The sequence below is a fragment of the Streptomyces sp. SudanB25_2051 genome, from assembly GCF_964272635.1.
Taxonomy (GTDB): domain Bacteria; phylum Actinomycetota; class Actinomycetes; order Streptomycetales; family Streptomycetaceae; genus Streptomyces.
On record NZ_OZ186787.1, the window covers coordinates 1,126,967 to 1,144,740 of the forward strand.

Genomic DNA, 17,774 nt, shown 5'->3' on the forward strand with positions numbered 1-17,774 from the left:
GCGCACTGTCCCCCGCCGCCTCCGGCTGGCAGGCTCTGCCTGTCCAGTTCGGCCACGACTCGGGGGGACCGCGGTGCCCGCACACGACCCGTACACCGTCCAGCTCGCACCTGATGTGCACGCCTACGTCCAGCCGGACGGCGGCTGGTGCCTGAACAACGCCGGCTGGGTCGGCGACGGCTCCGCCACCGTGCTGGTGGACACGACGGCGACCGAGCGCCGGGCGCTGGCCCTGCGCGACGCGCTGCTGGCCCACGGCGCCGCCCCGCCGGGCACGGTGGTCAACACCCACCACCACGGCGACCACACCTACGGCAACTCCGTCTTCGCTCCCGGGGCGACGGTCGTCGGGCACGAGGCGTGCCGCCGCGAACTGCTGGCGGCGGGGCGGCAGCTGCACCTGATCTGGCCGCAGACCGACTTCGGCGACATCCGCGTGACGCCGCCGACGGTGACGTACACGGACCGGATGACGCTGTACGCGGGCGGTACGGAGGTGCGGCTGATCCACCCGGGCGTGGCGCACACGGCGGGCGACACGATCGTGCACCTGCCGCAGCGGGGCGTCGTCTTCACCGGGGACCTCGTCTTCCACGGCGGGACGCCGTTCCTCGCGACCGGTTCGCTGCGCGGCTCGCTGCGGGCCGTCGAACTGCTGCGGTCGCTGGACGCGGAGACCGTCGTACCGGGGCACGGGCCGCTCGCGGACCCGTCCGTGTACGACGAGACGGAGGCGTACCTGCGGTTCGTCGCCGAACTGGCGGAGGAGGGCCACGCCAAGGGGCTGACGCCGCTGGAGGTGGCGCGCGGCGCCGACCTGGGCGCCTTCGGCGGACTGCGCGAGTCCGAGCGGCTGGTGGCCAATGTGCACCGCGCGTACGCCGAGCTGGACGGGCTGCCCGAGGGGTCGCCACTGGACGTGGCCGCGGTGTTCGGCGACATGGCGGCGATGAACGGCGGCCGGGCGGTGGCCTGCCACGCCTGAACCCGGCGCGGGGACCGGCCGCGCGTCCTGCCGGGTGGCCGGACGGCCGGTCCGCCGGGTGGCCGGTCCGCCGGGTGGCCGGTCCGCGCCTCCGGGGGTGGACTACATACCGACTGGTCGGTCATGATGCCGGGTAGCCGAGTCCCCGCTCCCGGAAGGTGCGCCCCATGAGCTCTGCCCCGCCTCCTGGCCTCGACCCCGAGCGGTTGCGCGCGCTGCTGGACCGCGAGCTGCCCGGACTGGTGGGCGGACCGCTCGACGCGCGGCTGATCGAGGGCGGCCGGTCGAACCTGACGTACGCGGTCACCGACGGCACCCGCCGGTGGGTCGTCCGCCGCCCGCCGCTCGGCCACGTCCTGGCCACCGCGCACGACATGCGGCGCGAGCACCGGGTGCTCAGCGCCCTGTACCCGACCGCCGTGCCGGTGCCCCGGCCGCTGCTGCTGTGCGAGGACGAGGCGGTGCTCGGGGCGCCGTTCTACGTGATGGACTTCGTGCCCGGCACCCCGTACCGCACCGCCGCGCAGCTCGCCCCGCTGGGCGCCGAGCGGACCCGGGCGGCCGTGCTGGGCCTGGTCGACACCCTGGTCGAGCTGCACGCGGTGGACCAGGAGGCCGTGGGCCTCGGGGACTTCGGGCGGCCCGACGGCTTCCTGGACCGGCAGCTGCGCCGCTGGGGCAAGCAGCTCGCCGCCTCACGCGGCCGGGAGCTCGCCGGAATCGACGAGCTGCACGCCGCGCTCGGGCGCGAACTGCCCGACTCCCCCGCGCCGGCCGTCGTCCACGGCGACTTCCGCCTCGACAACGTCCTGATCGGCGACGACGACCGGATCACCGCCGTCCTCGACTGGGAGATGTCCACCCTCGGCGACCCGCTCACCGACCTCGGACTGCTCGTCATGTACAGCACGCCGCTGGACGTCCCCGGTGCCGTCATCTCCACGACCGCGACCGCGGCCGGGCACCCGCCGGCGGGCGAGCTGGTCGAGCGGTACGCCGCCCGGTCGGGGCGGGACGTGTCCCGCCTCTCCTGGTACACGGCGTTCGCCTGGTTCAAGCTCGCCGTGATCCTGGAGGGCATCCACTACCGCTACACGCTCGGACGGACCGTCGGCGCGGGCTTCGACCGGATCGGGGAGCTGGTCCCCCTCTTCATCGAGCACGGCCTCACAACCCTTCAGGAGGGCTGACCATGGACTTCGCGATGGACGCGCGCACCGAGGAGCTGCGGGAGCGGCTGCTCGACTTCATGACGGCGCATGTGTACCCGGCCGAGGCGGTCGCCGAGGAGCAGCGGGCGAAGCTCGCCTCCCCGTGGGACACCCCGCCCGTGGTGGAGGACCTCAAGGCGGAGGCGCGGCGGCGCGGCCTGTGGAACCTGTTCCTGCCGGACGAGGAGTACGGCGCCGGGCTCACCAACCTCCAGTACGCGCCGCTCGCGGAGATCACCGGCCGCTCCCCGCACCTCGCGCCGACCGCGCTGAACTGCGCCGCCCCCGACACCGGCAACATGGAGGTCCTCGCCCAGTTCGGCACCGCAGCGCAGCGCAAGCGGTGGCTGGAGCCGCTGCTCGCCGGGGAGATCCGCTCCGCATTCGCGATGACCGAGCCGGAGGTGGCCTCGTCGGACGCGACGAACATCGAGACGCGGATCGAGCGGGACGGCGACGCGTACGTCGTCACGGGCCGCAAGTGGTACATCTCCGGGGCGATGAACCCGGACTGCCGGATCTTCATCGTGATGGGCAAGACCGACCCGGGGAACCCCGATGTGCGCCGCCAGCAGTCCATGGTGCTGGTGCCCCGCGACACGCCCGGCGTCGAGGTGCGCCGCGCGATGCGGGTGTACGGGTACGAGGACCACGCGCACGGCGGGCACGCGGAGGTCGTGTTCGACGGGGCGCGGGTGCCGGCCGCGAACCTCGTCGGCGAGGAGGGCGGCGGCTTCGCCATCGCGCAGGCGCGCCTCGGACCGGGCCGCATCCACCACTGCATGCGGCTGATCGGCATGGCGGAGCGGGCGATCGAGCTGATGTGCCGGCGCGCCGTGTCCCGTACGGCCTTCGGGAAGCCGCTCGCCGCGCAGGGGCAGGTGCAGGCGTGGATCGCGGACGCCCGGGTGGCGGTGGAGCAGCTGCGGCTGCTGGTGCTGAAGACGGCGTGGCTGATGGACACGGTCGGCAACCGGGGCGCGCACACCGAGATCCAGGCCATCAAGATCGCCACACCGCGCACGGTGGTGGACATCATCGACCGGGCGGTGCAGCTGCACGGGGCGGGCGGCGTCGGCCAGGACTTCCCACTGGCGGAGCTGTGGGCCTCGGCGCGGACGCTGCGGCTCGCCGACGGCCCGGACGAGGTCCACCAGCGGTCGCTGGCCCGGCGGGAGCTGAAGCGGTACGTGTGAGGGTCAGACCTCCGGGCCCCCGGTTCGGCCGGGGCCCGGAGGGCGGGGCCGGGCGGCCGGCCCCGAGAGCGCCCTACGGCCGCAGGGCGCGCAGCAGGAGGTCGGCGAGGTGGTCGGCGACCTCGCGCGGGCCGAGCGGGCCGTCCGGCCGGTACCAGGTGGACAGGTGGTGCACCGAGCCGAAGTGGTAGTCGACCACCAGGTCGGCGGGGGTGGCGGAGGAGAACACCCCGGAGCGCTGCCCCTCCTCGACCAGGGCCCGGAACCGCTCGTGGTAGCGGCGCCGCTCGGCGCGGACCTGGCGGTTCTTCTCCGGGCTCAGATGGTGCATGGAGCGGAAGAAGATGGCGGCGTCGTCCAGGTTCTCGATGGTGGTGACGACGACGTCGGCGGCCGCGTCCCTGAGGCGCTGCTCGACCGGCGCGTCGGCGTCCGCGAACGCGTCCAGCCGCTCCTGCTGGAGGCGCAGCACACGGGCGTACACCTCGTGCAGCAGGTCCTCCTTGGACCCGAAGTAGTGGTAGAGGGCGCCCTTGGTGACCCCGGCGGCCTCGACGATCTCCTGGACGGACGTCCGGTCGTAGCCGCGCTCGGCGAAGAGGCGGGTGGCGGCGGCCAGCAGCCTGCGCGGGACGGGTGTGGCTCCGCTCCCGTCGGTCGTCCTGGCCATGTCCGCCACCTCTCCTCGTCATCGTCCGGTCGGCTGCTCGCCCGACCGATCTTCCCACTAGTCCAGACCAGGTTCACCGCCCGGTGGCCTCCCAGGTCCGCTGCACCCGGTTCATCCCGCCGAGCCAGCGGTCCGGCTCGGTGGCGCGGGCCTGGTAGTAGCCGGCGACCTCGGGGTGCGGGAGGATCAGGAACCGGTCCTCCGCCATGCCCGCGAACAGCGCGTCGGCGACGTCGCCGGGGTCGATGGCGGTGGGGGCGAGGACCAGCTCCCCGGCCGACCCGGCGGCGGTCAGCATGTCCGTGCGCACGCCCTGGGGGCAGATGGCGTGGACCTTGAGGCCCCGGTGCCGGTAGGTGAGGGACAGCCACTCGGCGAAGGCGTACGCGCCGTGCTTGCTCACGCTGTACGGGGCGGCGCCGATCATGGTGAGCAGCCCGGCCGCCGAGACGGTGGACACGAACCGGCCGCTGCCGCGCTCCAGCCAGCCGGGCAGCAGGGCGCGGGCGGCGCGGACGTGGGCCATGACGTTGACGTCCCAGGCGGCGGCCCAGACCTCCTCGCCGGCGAAGGCGTCACCGGGCGAGGCGAGCCCGGCGTTGGCGCAGTAGACGTCGACGGTGCCGTCCAGGGCGTCGCGGGCCTCCCCGACCACCGCCGACGCGTCGCCGGGCAGCGGGACGGCGCCGATCTCCTCGGCCACGGCCTTGGCGCGGCCCGGGTCCAGGTCGTTGACGACGACGCGGGCGCCCTCGGCGGCGAACCTGCGCGCGAGGGCGGCGCCGATGCCGCCGCCCGCCCCCGTGACGACCACGTGTGCGCCCTGGAACGTGCTCATGCCCGCAATCCCTTCGCCGTGTTCCCGCCGGGAGGCCGACCGCGAGGACCGGCCGTACGACCGGCAGACTAACCGGTCGGTATGTCCAGCGGGAAGGGGTGCCGCGCTAGCCTGCGAGGTCTCGTGCCCGAGCGTGACGGAACGATCACGGAGGTGTCCCATGAGCGTGTCCAGACGGGGTCTGCTGGCGGTGGCGGGAGGTGCGCTGGCGGCGGCCGGTGCGACGGGGGCGGCACCGGGGGCCGGAGCCGGGGCGGAGGCGGAGGCGGCCGGGGCGCAGGCCGCCACGGGCGCGGCGGGTGCGGCGGCCGGGGTGCCGGGCGCGGCGGCGGCCGGGCGGCGGGTGCGGACCGGCTTCGACCGGCTGGCGGCCGACGGGTACGCCCTGCTGGACGGGCAGCGGGTGGGCGTGGTGACCAACCCGACCGGGGTGACCGCCGAGGTGCGGCACATCGTGGACGTGATGCACGCCGACGAGCGGGTGCGGCTGGTGGCGGTGTTCGGGCCCGAGCACGGCTTCCGGGGCACGGCCCAGGCGGGCGGTTCGGAGGGCCGGTACGACGACCCGGCGACCGGGCTTCCGGTGTACGACACGTACGGCAAGAGCGGCCGGGCGCTCGCGGACGTGTTCGCCGCGTCGGGCGTGGACACGGTCGTGTTCGACATCCAGGACGTGGGCGCCCGCTTCTACACCTACATCTGGACGATGTACGACTGCATGGTCGCCGCCGAGCTGGCGGGGAAACGATTCGTCGTACTGGACCGGCCCAACCCGGTCGGCGGGCGGGCCGCGCTCGGGCCGGTCCTCGACCGGGCGTACGCCACCTTCGTGGGCCGGGAGCCGATCGCGCAGGTGCACGGGATGACCGTGGCGGAGCTGGCGCGGCTGTTCAACGCCGAGTTCCTGGCGCGACCCGTGCCGCTGGAGACCGTGCGGATGGCGGGGTGGCGGCGCCGGGACCTGTTCGACGCGACGGGCCTGCCGTGGGTGCCTCCGAGCCCGAACATGCCGACCCCGGACACGGCGCTGGTGTACGGCGGGACGTGCCTGTTCGAGGGGACGAACCTGTCGGAGGGGCGCGGCACGACCCGCCCGTTCGAGCTGCTGGGCGCCGAGGGCGTGGACCGGCGCTGGGCGGAGGCGGCGAACGCCCTGGACCTGCCGGGCGTCGCCTTCCGGGAGGCCTACTTCGCGCCGGTGTTCTCCAAGTACCAGGGGAAGACCGTCGGCGGGGTGCAGCTGCACGTCCACGACCGGGCGGCGTTCGACCCGGTGCGGACCGGGATCGGGCTGCTGGTGACGGCGAAGCGGACGTGGAGCGGGTTCGCGTGGCGCGCCGACCGCTGGATCGACAAGCTGACCGGCTCGGCGACCGTGCGCACCCTGGTCGACGCGGGCGCCGGGCCGGACGAGGTGGCCGCGGCGTGGGAGCGGGACCTGGCGGCGTTCCGCGCGGTGCGCGAGGAGTACCTGCTGTACCGCTGAGCCGGGACGCGGGTGCCCGTACGACGGGGTGACGGGCCGTCACCATCCGCAGTGCGCCGGGTCGAGCGCCGCGCCCCGCGCCTGCGTACCAGTGGGGGGACGTGGCGGAGACCGGACCCCCGCCGATTTTCGACGGAGCCGGAACGGGCACCCGTACGTCTCTTCAACGACGCCGAAGTACCAGCGACGGAGGTGGCGGAGCGATGGCCGGTTTCCGGAGTCTCGCCAGACAGGTTCGTGACCCGCGGTGCGACACGGCGCTGCGGCGCTACTCGCTGCGCAAGTGCCTGGAGCGGTTCGCGCCGTACGGGCACCGGGCGACGTGGGACCACCTGTGCGGGCGGCACGGGTTCGGGCACGAGGACCGGGACCTCGATCCGGCGCGGCTGGTGGCCGCGCTCGACGAGGTGGAGGAGGCGCGGGCGGTGTGGCTCGCCTACGAGCGGCGGTTCGCCGAGCGGCGCCGCAGGGAGAAGCGGCTGGGGCTGCGCACACCGGGACCCATGGACGACTGGCACCGGCGCACCTGGGGCGGCAACAGCGTGGCGCGGTGCGTCGACCCGTCCGTGCACCCGGACCTGCCGCTGGCCGAGGCGCTGCGGCGGCTGATCGCGGCCCTGGAGGCGGGGCCGGGCGGCTGCTGCCCGGTGTGCGGCGGCGACCGGTTCCTGTGGCGGTGGGACGGCCGGGACGCGGCGCGCGGCCCGGTGTGCGGCGACTGCGGGGTGCTGGTGCCGGCGCCCCTCCTGTCGCCCGAGGCGCTCGGATCGGCCCGCCGCCGCGCGGCCCGGGCGGCGGGCGTACGGGAGCCGGTCGCGGCGGCGTAGCCCGGCCGCGGACGTCCGGGGCGCGGGCCGGCTTCCGGGGCGTGTGCGCGCGGGGCCGTCGGCGTGGCGGCTTCCGGCGTGCGCGCACGCGGGGCCGTCGGCGCGGCACGGCGGCTCCGGGGCGCGCAGGAGCCTTCGGGGCGCGTGCGCGGGGTCTCGGGAAGCGTGCCCGCGCGCCCCCGCGGGGCGGGCGCCGAGGGGCTGGTTCAGGCCATTCGCGGGGCAGTTCGCACAGGCGTGCGCACGGATCCGGCCGGCCCTCGCGGACCGTAGCAGCCGGAAAAGGCGGTGAGCGACCGCATTTCGCGCGGCGACAGTGGCGGTGACCGATCCACCGACCGTGAGGAGCCGCGCCATGTCCACGCTGCGCGTCACCGCCGAAGTCCTGACCGTCCATCCGCATCCCGACGCCGACGCGCTCGAACTGGCCCAGGTGGGCCTGTACCGCGCGGTCGTCGCCAAGGGCGCCTACCGCACGGGCGACGCCGCCGTGTACATCCCCGAGCAGGCGGTCCTCCCGGCGGACCTGATCGACGAGCTGGGGCTGACCGGGCGGCTGGCGGGGTCCGCGGCGAACCGGGTGAAGGCGGTGCGGCTGCGCGGCGAGCTGTCGCAGGGCCTGGTGTGCCGGCCGCGCGCGCTGGCCGGGGTGGACCTGGAGGCGGCGGCGCGGGACCGCACGGACTTCGCGGAGCGGCTCGGCATCACCAAGTGGGTGCCCCCGGTGCCCACGAGCATGAGCGGTGACGTGGAGGCCGCCCCCGATCTGCTGCCGTGGGGCGATGTGGAGAACATCCAGCGCTACCCGGACCTGTTCGCGCCGGGCGAGCCCGTCGTGCTGACGGAGAAGGTCCACGGCACGGCGTGCCTGGTGACGTATCACGCCGCCGACGGCCGGGTGCAGGTCTCGTCGAAGGGCTTCGGCGCCAAGGGCCTCGCGCTGCGGGAGGACCCGCGCAACGTGTACTGGCGGGCCGTGCGCGGGCACGGCGTACCGGAGGCGGCGGCCCGGCTGGCCGAGCGGTTCGGCGCCACCAGGGTCGGCGTGTTCGGCGAGGTGTACGGCGCCGGGGTGCAGGACCTGCCGTACGGCGCCGACGCCCGCGCCGACCGCCTCGGGTACGCGGTGTTCGACGTGTCCGTGGAGGTGGCCGGGCAGGTGCGGCGGCTGGACGCGGCGGAGCTGCACCGGGTGCTGGAGGGCGAACTGCCGCTGGTGCCCGTGCTGTTCACCGGGCCGTACGACATCGCGACGGTGACGGAGCTGGCGACCGGCCGGGAGACCGTGTCGGGGCGGGGCCTGCACCTGCGCGAGGGCGTGGTGATCCGGCCGGCCACCGAGCGCTACAGCCCGGTGGTCGGCGGCCGGGCCATCGCGAAGGCGGTGAGCCCCGCCTATCTGACCCGCAAGGGCGGCACGGAGTACGAGTAGGCCCTTCAGCCCTGCGCGCACCGCTCCCCGGACGTCCCGGGGCCGGTCTTTTGGCCGTCCCGGGGCAGGCGTTCGGCGAGGAGGCGGGAGCCGGCGAGGCGCTCGCCGAGGACGTCGTCCGGGTTCGACAGGACGCACGTCTGGAGGGAGAGGCAGCCGCACCCGATGCAGTCGGTGAGGTGGTCGCGCAGGCGGGCCAGCTGCTGTATCCGGGCGTCCAGTTCGGCCCGCCAGGCCTTGGAGAGCCGCGCCCAGTCCTCGCGGGTGGGCGTGCGCTCCTCGGGGAGCTCGGCGAGGGCCTGCCGGATGGTGGCGAGGGGGATGCCGACGCGCTGGGCCGCGCGCACGAAGGCGACGCGACGCAGCGCGTCCCTGCTGTAGCGGCGCTGGTTGCCGCTGGTCCGGCGGCTGGTGATCAGGCCCTTGGCCTCGTAGAAGTGCAGGGCGGAGACGGCCGCGCCGCTGCGGGCGGAGAGCTGGCCGACGGTGAGCTCGTGGATCTTCTCTGGAATCTGCGGCACCCCGCGAAGCCTACTGCTCCGCCGGGTCGGACCCCACCGGTCCGTTGACAAGGCCGACCGCCGCCCACATGCTAAGCAAGCGCTTGGACATGACGTGGTCGCGCTCGGGAACCAGGGAGCAGGGAGCAGGGGATGGCAGAGCCGAGGATCTTCACCTCCGTCGACGAGCTGCGGGCCGCGGTCGGCGAGCGGCTGGGCTACAGCGACTGGCTGGAGGTGGACCAGAAGCGCGTCGACCTGTTCGCGGACGCCACCGGGGACCACCAGTGGATCCACGTGGACCGCGAGCGGGCGGCGGAGGGCCCCTTCGGCACGACCATCGCGCACGGCTATCTGACGCTGTCCCTGCTGCCGGTCCTGGTCCCGCAGGTGATGCGGGTGGACGGGGTGCGGATGGGCGTCAACTACGGGACGAACAAGGTGCGTTTCCCCGCCCCGGTCCCGGTCGGTTCGCGGCTGCGGGCGACCGCGCTGGTGAAGGCGGTCGAGGACGTGCCCGACGGGGTGCAGCTGACGGCGCTGGTCACCGTGGAGCGCGAGGGCGGCGACAAGCCGGTGTGCGTCGCGGAGTCGGTGTCCCGCTTCTACTTCTGACGACCCGCCCGCGTCCGCCCGCGAGGAGCCGCCCGCGTCCCGCTTCCGGGGACCGGCCCGCCCTCAGGACCGGGCGGTGACCATGCGCAGGACGAGGTCGGCGTAGAGCGCGCCGACCTCGTCGGGCGTGCGGCTGCCCTGGGCGTTGAACCAGCGGGCCACGTCGATGCAGAGCGACAGCACGGCGAGGGTGGTGCCCGGCACGTCCGGTACGTCGAACTCGCCCGCGGCGACGCCGTCGTTGATGATGCGGCGCACCGCCGCGTCGGTCTCGCGGCGCAGGGCCACGATCTCCGCGCGGTGCTCGGGGGTGAGGGCGTCGAGCTCGTACTGGACGACCCGCGCGGTCGTGTGGCGCTCGGCGTGCCAGCGGACGAAGGACCGCACGGCGGCGGCGAGGCGCTCGGCGGCGGTACCGGGCCCGTCGGCCGCCTCGTGGAGGATCTCCAGGGCCTTGTCGTGGCCGATGCGGCTGATCCGGTGGAGGAGCTCTTCCTTGGTCTTGTAGTGGATGTAGAGCGCGGCCGGGCTCATGCCGGCGCGGCTCGCGATGTCGCGGGTCGTCGTGGCGTGGTAGCCGCGCTCGGCGAAGGCGTCGACGGCCGCCACGAGCAGCCGCCTGGCCGCGTCCGGGGTGACCTCGCCCCACGGCGTCTCCTCGCCGCCGGGCGTCTCCTCCGCCGTACCCATCGCTCGCCCCTTCCGTCGTACAAGGACGAACACCATACCGCGAGGGTGAGCAAGCGCTTAGAGCCCTCCCCGCGAGGCCCGGCGGGGACGGCTCGGACCCGCCTCGCGGGCCCCCCGGGGAGGCGGGATCGCAACGCGCTCCCGCCGGGCCCGGGGGCGGCGGGGTCAGAGCTTCTGGAACGGGTCGTGCTCGGCGAGCAGCTTCTCCAGCCGGGCCTGGTCGACGCGGCTGATGATCTGCCCGGCCTCCTGCCGGTCGCGGACGACCTTGGCCAGGGTGAAGGAGGAGGTGGTGAGGTAGAGGACGGCGACGCCGAGGAAGGCCCGGACCCACACGTCCGCCTCCAGATTGGCGATGCCGAGGCCGACGGCGGTCAGGGCGACGGCGAAGGAGGCGACCGCCTGCGCGTAGTAGGCCGCCGTGTTCTGCTGCTTGACGGGTGTGTCGCTCATGGCGTCGAGGATGCGCCGCTGTGGTGTGCGCCACATGCGCTCCCCTACTCAGGGGCGGTGGGCGGCGGTGCTCAGGGCGGGCCGGCGCGGCCCGCGGCCGGGGGCGGGCGTGCGGGGTCGCGGCCGGGCGGGTGCGGGGTCAGAAGGCGGAGATCCCGGTGAGGGCGCGCCCGATGATGAGCTTCTGGATCTGGCTGGTGCCCTCGTACAGGGTCATCACGCGCGCGTCGCGCAGCAGCTTGCCGACCGGGTACTCGTCGATGTAGCCGTAGCCGCCGAAGACCTGGAGCGCGTTGTTGGCGGACCGTACGGCGGCCTCCGAGGCGAACAGCTTGGCCTGGGAGGCGGCGGTGGCGAAGTCCCGGCCCCGGTCGATCAGGTCGGCCACCCGCCAGGTGAGCAGCCGGGCGGCCTCCACGTCGAGCGAGATGTCGCTGATCAGCTCCTGGACGAGCTGGTACGAGGCGATGGGCTTGCCGAACTGCTCGCGCTGCCCCGCGTAGCCGACGGCCGCGTCGAGCGCCGCCCGCGCGATGCCCACGCAGCCCGCCGCGACGGACATGCGCCCCTTGGCGAGCGCCGACATGGCGACGGAGAAGCCCTTGCCCTCCGGGCCGAGCAGCGCGTCGGCGGGGACGCGCACGTCGCGCAGGACCAGCTCCGCGGTGGGCTGGCCGCGCAGGCCCAGCTTGCCGTGGACGGGGCGGCGGTCGAGGCCGGGGGCGTCGGCCGGCACCAGGAAGGCGGAGACGCCCCGGTGGCCGGGCGCGTCGGAGGTGCGGGCGAAGAGGAGGACGACATCGGCCCAGGTGCCGTTGGTGATGAACATCTTCGAGCCGTTCAGCACCCAGTCGCCTCCGGGGCCGCGGACGGCGCGGGTCGCGAGGCCGGCCGCGTCGGAGCCGGTGCCGGGCTCGGTGAGGCCGAAGCAGCCGAGCGCCTCGCCCGAGGTGAGGCGGGGCAGCCAGGCGCGCTTCTGCTCCTCGGTGCCCCAGGCGGCGAGGGTCTTGGCGACCAGGCCCAGGGAGACCGAGACGAGGCCGCGCACCGAGGAGTCGCCGCGCCCGAGCTCCTCGGTGACCAGGCAGTACGCCAGGTGGTCGCCGCCCGAGCCGCCGTACTCCTCCGGGACGGTGAGCCCGAGGAACCCCAGCTCGCCCAGCTTGCGGACGATGCCCCGGTCCACGCTCTCCGCGCGGTCCCACGCGGCGGCGTGCGGGACGACCTCGCGGCGTACGAAGTCCTCGGCCAGCCGGCGGACGGCCTCCTGCTCCTCGCTCAGCTCCAGGTTCACCCGGTGACCCCTTTAATTAGCGGCGCTAGTTTTTGTTGGGCAGCCCTACTATGTGCCGCATGGCCCGACCGCGCAAGCCCCTGCTCAGCCGAGACCGCATCGTCGCCGCGGCGGGCGCCCTGGTGGACGCCGAGGGCCTGGAGGCCGTGTCGACCCGGCGCCTCGCGGCCGAACTGGGCGTCAGCGGGCCGTCGCTGTACAACCACTTCCGCACCAAGGACGAGATCCTGGAGGCGGTGGCGGACGCGGTGAGCGCGCAGGTCGACCTGACGATGTTCGACCCGTCGGACGGCCGGGACTGGCGTACGGCGCTGCACGACTGGGCCGTCTCCTACCGGGCCGCCCTCGCCGACCACCCGCACATCGTGCCGGTGCTGGCGCGCGGACCCGGCCGCCGCCCGGCCGGACTGCGGGTCGCGGACGCCGTGTTCGGCGCGATGGTCCGGGCCGGCTGGCCGCCCGCGCAGGCCACGTACATCGGCGCGCTCATGCGGTACTTCATCACCGGCTCGGCGCTCGGGTCGTTCGCCAGCGGGTTCGTGGACGACGAGACCGCCTACGACCCGGCGGACTACCCGCACCTCGGCCAGGCGCACCTGCTGGCCGAGCGGCGCGAGAAGGTCGACGAGGGCGCCTTCGAGACGGGCCTGCGGGCGCTGCTGGACGGGCTGGCGATCCAGTACGGGGCGGTGGTGCGCGGCGGAGCACGGGACACCGGCGGACGCTTGCCGGGCGGGGGCGGTGCGGCCGGGGGCGGGGCCCTGCCGGGCGGGGACGGTGCGGCCGGGGGCGGGGCCCTGCCAGGCGGGGACGGTGCGGCCGGGGGCGAACCGTAGGGGCGTCATCCTGGTGGCATGACGACGACCCGCTCCCCCGCCGCCCGGGACCTCGCCGCGCTCGCCGCCCTGCTGGCCGACGAGACCCGCGCCGCGTTCTGCGTCGCCCTGCTGGACGGCCGCGCCTGGACCGCCGGGGAACTGGCCCGCCACGCGCGGGTGGCGCCGTCCACCGCCAGCGGCCATCTGGGCCGGCTGGTCGCGGGCGGGCTGCTCGCGGAGGAGCGCCAGGGGCGGCACCGGTACGTACGGCTCGCCGACGCGCGGGCGGCGCAGCTGGTGGAGGACCTCGCCGCGTACGCCGCGCCCGGCGCCGGGAGCCCGCCGCGCACCCTGCGGGAGGCGGGCGCGCGCAGCGCGATGGCGCGGGGCCGCACCTGCTACGACCATCTGGCGGGGCGGCTCGGGACGGCCATCACCGACGCGATGACGGCGCGCGGACTGCTGGGCCAGGACGCCGGGTTCGCGCTCACCGACGGCGGGCTGCGGTGGTTCCGGGACCTCGGCGTGGAGCTGACCGCCGGAGGGCGGCGGCCGCTCGCGCGCGGCTGCCTCGACTGGACCGAGCGCCGACCGCACCTGGCGGGGGCGGCGGGCGCGGCGCTGTGCCGTCACGCGCTGGACGCCGGGTGGTGCGTACGCGTGGGGACGGAACGCGCGGTGAAGGTGACGGCCGCCGGGGAGCGGGCGCTCGGCGAGCTGCTGGGCATCGGCCCGGAGGCCCTGCGCTGACCGGCGCCGTCCCCGGGCTCCGGCGCGGCCCTGCGCTGACCGGCGCGGCCCCTGCGCTGACCGGCGTTGACCGGCTGACCGGCTGACCGGCGCGGGCCGGGAACGGCCGGTGCGGGAACCGGGGGACGGCGGCGGGGCGCGCGTCGACGAGCGGGCACGCGTCGTTGCGGTGGGGGCCGAACGGTCCGGGCCGTACGGTCCCGTCATGGACACGGTCACCCCTCCCTCCCGTACCCGCCCTTCCCGCGCGCGCCTGGCCGCGGTCGCGGCGGCCGCCGTCAGCGTCGTCCTGTGGGCGTCGGCGTTCGTGTCGATCCGCAGCGCCGGGACGGCCTATTCCCCCGGCGCCTTGGCGCTCGGGCGGCTGCTCGCCGGATCGCTCGTCCTGGGCTGCCTGCTGCTGGCGCGGCGCGAGGGGCTGCCGCCGCGCGCCGCGTGGCCGGGCATCGCCGTGTCGGGGCTGCTGTGGTTCGGGGTGTACATGGTGGCGCTCAACTGGGGCGAGCGGGAGGTCGACGCGGGCACGGCCGCGATGGTGGTGAACATCGGGCCCGTGCTCATCGCGCTGCTCGGCGCGCGGTTCCTGGGCGAGGCGGCGCCGCCCCGGCTGGTGGCCGGCATGGCCGCGTCGTTCGCCGGGGCCGTCGCCGTGGGGCTGTCCCTGTCGGGCGGGGGGCGGTCGTCGGTGCTCGGCGTGGGCCTGTGCCTCCTCGCCGCCGCCGGGTACGCGGCGGGGGTGGTCGCGCAGAAGCCGGCGCTGCGGCACGCGAGCGCCCTCCAGGTGACCGGGTTCGGGTGCCTGACCGGGGCGGTGGCGTGCCTGCCGTTCGCCGGGGTGCTGGTCGAGGAGGCCGGGCGGGCGCCGCTGTCCGCGACGCTGAACATGGTGTACCTGGGGGTGTTCCCGACCGCGCTGGCGTTCACCGCCTGGGCGTACGCGCTGGCCCGCACCCCGGCCGGGCGGATGGGCGCGACGACGTACGCGGTGCCCGCGCTGGTGGTGCTGATGTCGTGGCCGGCGCTGGGCGAGGTGCCCGGGGCGCTGACGCTGGCGGGCGGGGCGCTGTGCCTGGCCGGGGTGGCCGTCTCGCGGTCCCGCCCCCGGGCCCGGGCCGCCTGAGCGGGGCCCGAGCCGGGGGGCGGCGGCCGACGTCCGGGGGGTGGCCGACGTCCGGGGGATGGCCGACGTCCGGGGGCGGCGGCCTGCTCATGGGGGCGGCGGCCTGTGCCCGGAGCGGGTCTTCGGCGGGGCCGGGCCGCGGTCCGGTCCGGGTCAGCTCGCGTCGGCCGGGGCGGCGGCCGGTGCCGCGGGGGCGGAGGCGGAGGCGGAGGCACGCCGGGCGAGGACGCCGATGGAGGCGAGGGCGACCACCGCGAGGACCATGATGTAGGCGGCCACGGACATCGACGTGCCGGTGGCCTCCAGCAGGAGCACCATCACGAACGGGGCGAGGCCGCCGCCGAGCACGGCGGAGATCTGATAGCCGAGGGACGCCCCGGTGTAGCGCATCTCCGCCGTGAACAGCTCGGCGAAGAGCGCCGCCTGCGGCCCGTACATGACGCTGAGGAAGCAGCTCGCGACGAAGGTCCCCACGGCGAGCCACAGCAGCGACGCGGTGTCGATGAGCAGGAACATCGGCACCGCCCACACCAGCAGGCCGAGCGCGCCGAGGGCGTAGACGCGCAGTCGTCCGACCCGGTCGGAGAGGGACGCCGCCCAGGGGATCAGCCCGAGCTGGGTGAGGCTGACGCAGAGGGAGACCATCAGCACCGCGCCGCGCTCCATGGCGAGTTCGCGGGTCGCGTAGTCGAGGACGCCGGTGATCACGATGTAGAAGGTGGCCGTGTTCACCGCGAAGGAGCCCCCCGCCAGGAGGACCGTGCCGAGGTGGTGGCGCAGGATCGTGCCGAGCGGCGAGCGGGGCCTGCCCTTCTCCTGTTCGGCGAGGGCCCGTTCGGCGGCCTTGAAGTCCGGGGTCTCCTCCACCCGCGCGTGGATGTACCAGGCGAGGCCGAGGACGAGGAAGCCGACGAGGAACGGCACCCGCCAGCCCCAGGACGCGAACGCCGCGTCGCCGGTGAGCGCCCCCGCGACGAGGAAGACGCTGTTGGCGGTCACCACGCCGATGGGAACGCCGAGTTGGACGAGGCTGCCGTACAGGCCGCGTCTGCCCTCGGGGGCGTACTCGGTGGCCATGAGCATCGCCCCGCCCCACTGGGCGCCGACCGCGACGCCCTGGAGGACGCGGAAGAGGACCAGCAGCACGGGGGCGGCGATGCCGATCGTCCCGTACGTGGGGAGCAGGCCGATGCCGACGGTGGCGAGGCCCATCAGGGCGAGCGCGAGGACCAGCATCGGCTTGCGGCCGCGCTTGTCGCCGAGGTGGCCGGCGATGACGCCGCCGACGGGGCGGGCGAGGAAGCCCACCGCGAAGGTGGCGAACGCGGCGAGGACGCCGGCCGACGGGTTGTCGGCCGGGAAGTACAGGTCGCCCAGGACGAGGGCGGCGGCGATGCCGAAGACGAAGTAGTCGTACCACTCCACGGCCGAGGCGAGCGCGGCGGCGGTGGCGACGCGGCGTCGGCGGCGGTCGGCGGCGGGGGCGGAAGAGGGGGCCGTGTCCATGCGTGCACGCTCCAGAGGGTGCGGGGGACGGGAGGGCGGCGCCTTGCTGGCCGGGAACGTACCGACCGGCTGGTATGGCGTCAACGGCCTGGACCGCACCAATTCACCGCCCCCGTGACCAGCGCGTACGGCTCGGCGGAGGTGTCCGGGCAGCGCGCGGACCCCGGCCGCGCGGAGGCGGCCGGGGTGCCGTGGGGCGCGCCGCTGGTGGGCGGCGGGCCCCCGCGCGGGCGGCCGCCGCGTACGGCTGCCGCGGCGGGCGGCGGGCTAGAAGACGACCAGGGCGCGGCCGCCCTTGCCCGCCAGCATGGTCGCGAACGCCTCGGGGATGCCGTCCAGGTCGATCCGGTGGGTGACCAGGGCGTTCAGGTCGAGGCGGCCCGCGCGGACGTGCTCGGCGAGGACGGGCAGGTCACGGGCCGGGTCGCAGTTGCCGTAGACGCAGCCGGACAGGGTGCGGCCCCAGTGGAAGATCTCCAGGGCGTTGAAGGTGACCTGCTGGTCCTTGCCGCCGATGCCGACGACCGTGGTGCGGCCGCCGCGCCGGGTGGAGTCCCACGCGGTGCGGATCGTGACGGCCCGGCCGACGCACTCCACGGCCACGTCGGCGCCGCGCCCGGCGGTCAGCTTGCGGACCTCCCGCGCGGTCGTGTCCGACGCGACCACGAAGTCGGTGGCGCCGGCGGCCTTCGCGAGCGCCTCCTTCTCCGCCGACACGTCCACCGCGACGATCGGTCCCGCGCCGGCGATCCGGGCGGCCTGGAGCGCGGCCAGGCCGACCCCGCCGACGCCGAACACCACGACCGACTCGCCGCGCCGGACCCGCGCGGAGTGGTGGACGGCGCCGTACCCGGTGAGCACCGCGCAGCCGAGGAGGGCCGCGTCGATGAGCGGCACCCCGTCCGGGACGGGCAGGACGCAGCGGGCGGGGACGACGGTCTCCTCCGCGAACGCGGCGACGTTCAGGCCGGGGTGGAGCTCCCGGCCGTCCTCGGTGACGGCGTGCGGGCGGCCGATACCGGTCAGCGCGTCGGCGCACAGCCAGACCTCGCCGATGCGGCAGTGGTGGCAGGAGCCGCAGGACGGGGCCCAGTTGAGGACGACGCCGTCGCCGGGGGCGACATGGGTGACGCCCTCCCCCACGGAGACGACGGTGCCGGCGCCCTCGTGGCCGAGGACGGCGGGGACGGGCACCCGCATGGTGCCGTCCGACAGGGACAGGTCGGAGTGGCACACCCCGGCGGCGGCCAGCCGGACGCGGACCTCGCCGGGGCCCGGCTCGGGCAGGTGGATGCCGGTGATCTCCAGCGGAGACCCGACGGAGGGCAGGACGGCGGCGCGGACGACCACGAGCGGTTTCTCCCGACTGGTTGGGGGCGGAGG

18 protein-coding genes are annotated in these 17,774 nt (G+C 75.5%); 10 read left to right on the top strand and 8 right to left on the bottom strand.

From position 1 onward, the window contains the following. The first annotated feature begins 73 nt into the window (after positions 1-73). The 3 genes from ACSUPT_RS04975 (at position 74) to ACSUPT_RS04985 (ending at position 3,392) form a co-directional block, all read left to right on the top strand. Complete coding sequence (locus ACSUPT_RS04975; protein WP_365728573.1) at positions 74-985, top strand: MBL fold metallo-hydrolase; 912 nt, start codon at positions 74-76, stop codon at positions 983-985. Between the two features lie 167 nt (positions 986-1,152). After that, positions 1,153-2,175 (top strand): phosphotransferase family protein, encoded by a 1,023-nt coding sequence (locus ACSUPT_RS04980; RefSeq protein ID WP_351963136.1) that lies wholly within the window; start codon positions 1,153-1,155, stop codon positions 2,173-2,175. Between the two features lie 2 nt (positions 2,176-2,177). Further along, the gene (locus ACSUPT_RS04985) at positions 2,178-3,392 is read left to right on the top strand and encodes an acyl-CoA dehydrogenase family protein (RefSeq protein ID WP_365728569.1); all 1,215 of its coding nucleotides are present in this window, start codon (positions 2,178-2,180) and stop codon (positions 3,390-3,392) included. A gap of 73 nt (positions 3,393-3,465) precedes the next feature. On the opposite strand, the gene ACSUPT_RS04990 is transcribed toward ACSUPT_RS04985, so the two are convergent. Both ACSUPT_RS04990 and ACSUPT_RS04995 read right to left on the bottom strand, forming a co-directional pair. Further along, complete coding sequence (locus tag ACSUPT_RS04990) at positions 3,466-4,062, bottom strand: TetR/AcrR family transcriptional regulator (protein WP_361985070.1); 597 nt, start codon at positions 4,060-4,062, stop codon at positions 3,466-3,468. A gap of 73 nt (positions 4,063-4,135) precedes the next feature. Continuing rightward, positions 4,136-4,900: an SDR family oxidoreductase gene (locus tag ACSUPT_RS04995; RefSeq protein ID WP_403499844.1), complete on the bottom strand. Its 765-nt coding sequence runs from the start codon at positions 4,898-4,900 to the stop codon at positions 4,136-4,138. A gap of 160 nt (positions 4,901-5,060) precedes the next feature. Between ACSUPT_RS04995 and ACSUPT_RS05000 the strand changes: the two genes are divergently transcribed. The 3 genes from ACSUPT_RS05000 to ACSUPT_RS05010 all read left to right on the top strand — a co-directional run bounded on the left by ACSUPT_RS05000 (position 5,061) and on the right by ACSUPT_RS05010 (position 8,645). Then, on the top strand, positions 5,061-6,386 hold the full coding sequence (locus ACSUPT_RS05000; RefSeq protein ID WP_436943528.1) for an exo-beta-N-acetylmuramidase NamZ family protein: 1,326 nt from the start codon (positions 5,061-5,063) through the stop codon (positions 6,384-6,386). Positions 6,387-6,589: 203 nt separating this feature from the next. Further along, the gene (locus ACSUPT_RS05005) at positions 6,590-7,213 is read left to right on the top strand and encodes a hypothetical protein (protein ID WP_436943529.1); all 624 of its coding nucleotides are present in this window, start codon (positions 6,590-6,592) and stop codon (positions 7,211-7,213) included. 355 nt (positions 7,214-7,568) lie between these two features. Continuing rightward, a complete protein-coding gene (locus ACSUPT_RS05010) occupies positions 7,569-8,645 on the top strand; it encodes an RNA ligase (ATP) (protein ID WP_351963142.1) in 1,077 nt (358 codons plus the stop codon). Between the two features lie 5 nt (positions 8,646-8,650). On the opposite strand, the gene soxR is transcribed toward ACSUPT_RS05010, so the two are convergent. Next, positions 8,651-9,166 carry a redox-sensitive transcriptional activator SoxR gene (soxR, locus tag ACSUPT_RS05015; protein ID WP_436943530.1) on the bottom strand — a complete coding sequence of 172 codons (516 nt, stop codon included), beginning with the start codon at positions 9,164-9,166 and terminating at the stop codon, positions 8,651-8,653. A gap of 132 nt (positions 9,167-9,298) precedes the next feature. On the opposite strand from soxR, the gene ACSUPT_RS05020 reads away from it, so the two are divergent. Next, a complete protein-coding gene (locus ACSUPT_RS05020) occupies positions 9,299-9,760 on the top strand; it encodes a MaoC family dehydratase (protein ID WP_351963144.1) in 462 nt (153 codons plus the stop codon). Between the two features lie 63 nt (positions 9,761-9,823). Here ACSUPT_RS05020 and ACSUPT_RS05025 read toward each other — a convergent pair whose 3' ends face one another. The 3 genes from ACSUPT_RS05025 to ACSUPT_RS05035 all read right to left on the bottom strand — a co-directional run bounded on the left by ACSUPT_RS05025 (position 9,824) and on the right by ACSUPT_RS05035 (position 12,197). Further along, positions 9,824-10,450 carry a TetR/AcrR family transcriptional regulator gene (locus ACSUPT_RS05025; protein ID WP_361659716.1) on the bottom strand — a complete coding sequence of 209 codons (627 nt, stop codon included), beginning with the start codon at positions 10,448-10,450 and terminating at the stop codon, positions 9,824-9,826. A gap of 165 nt (positions 10,451-10,615) precedes the next feature. Next, complete coding sequence (locus ACSUPT_RS05030; protein WP_351963146.1) at positions 10,616-10,903, bottom strand: YiaA/YiaB family inner membrane protein; 288 nt, start codon at positions 10,901-10,903, stop codon at positions 10,616-10,618. A 139-nt stretch (positions 10,904-11,042) separates the two neighbouring features. Then, positions 11,043-12,197: an acyl-CoA dehydrogenase family protein gene (locus ACSUPT_RS05035; RefSeq protein WP_351963147.1), complete on the bottom strand. Its 1,155-nt coding sequence runs from the start codon at positions 12,195-12,197 to the stop codon at positions 11,043-11,045. Between the two features lie 59 nt (positions 12,198-12,256). Between ACSUPT_RS05035 and ACSUPT_RS05040 the strand changes: the two genes are divergently transcribed. The 3 genes from ACSUPT_RS05040 to ACSUPT_RS05050 all read left to right on the top strand — a co-directional run bounded on the left by ACSUPT_RS05040 (position 12,257) and on the right by ACSUPT_RS05050 (position 14,885). Then, the gene (locus ACSUPT_RS05040; protein WP_436943531.1) at positions 12,257-13,033 is read left to right on the top strand and encodes a TetR/AcrR family transcriptional regulator; all 777 of its coding nucleotides are present in this window, start codon (positions 12,257-12,259) and stop codon (positions 13,031-13,033) included. Between the two features lie 18 nt (positions 13,034-13,051). Then, on the top strand, positions 13,052-13,765 hold the full coding sequence (locus ACSUPT_RS05045; protein ID WP_436943532.1) for an ArsR/SmtB family transcription factor: 714 nt from the start codon (positions 13,052-13,054) through the stop codon (positions 13,763-13,765). Between the two features lie 205 nt (positions 13,766-13,970). Next, positions 13,971-14,885, top strand: coding sequence for a DMT family transporter (locus ACSUPT_RS05050; RefSeq protein WP_436943533.1), 915 nt, complete (start codon positions 13,971-13,973; stop codon positions 14,883-14,885). Between the two features lie 153 nt (positions 14,886-15,038). Here ACSUPT_RS05050 and ACSUPT_RS05055 read toward each other — a convergent pair whose 3' ends face one another. Continuing rightward, a complete protein-coding gene (locus tag ACSUPT_RS05055) occupies positions 15,039-16,391 on the bottom strand; it encodes an MFS transporter (RefSeq protein WP_361659704.1) in 1,353 nt (450 codons plus the stop codon). A gap of 267 nt (positions 16,392-16,658) precedes the next feature. Next, positions 16,659-17,741 (bottom strand): zinc-binding dehydrogenase, encoded by a 1,083-nt coding sequence (locus tag ACSUPT_RS05060; protein WP_351963152.1) that lies wholly within the window; start codon positions 17,739-17,741, stop codon positions 16,659-16,661. Positions 17,742-17,774: the final 33 nt, after the last annotated feature.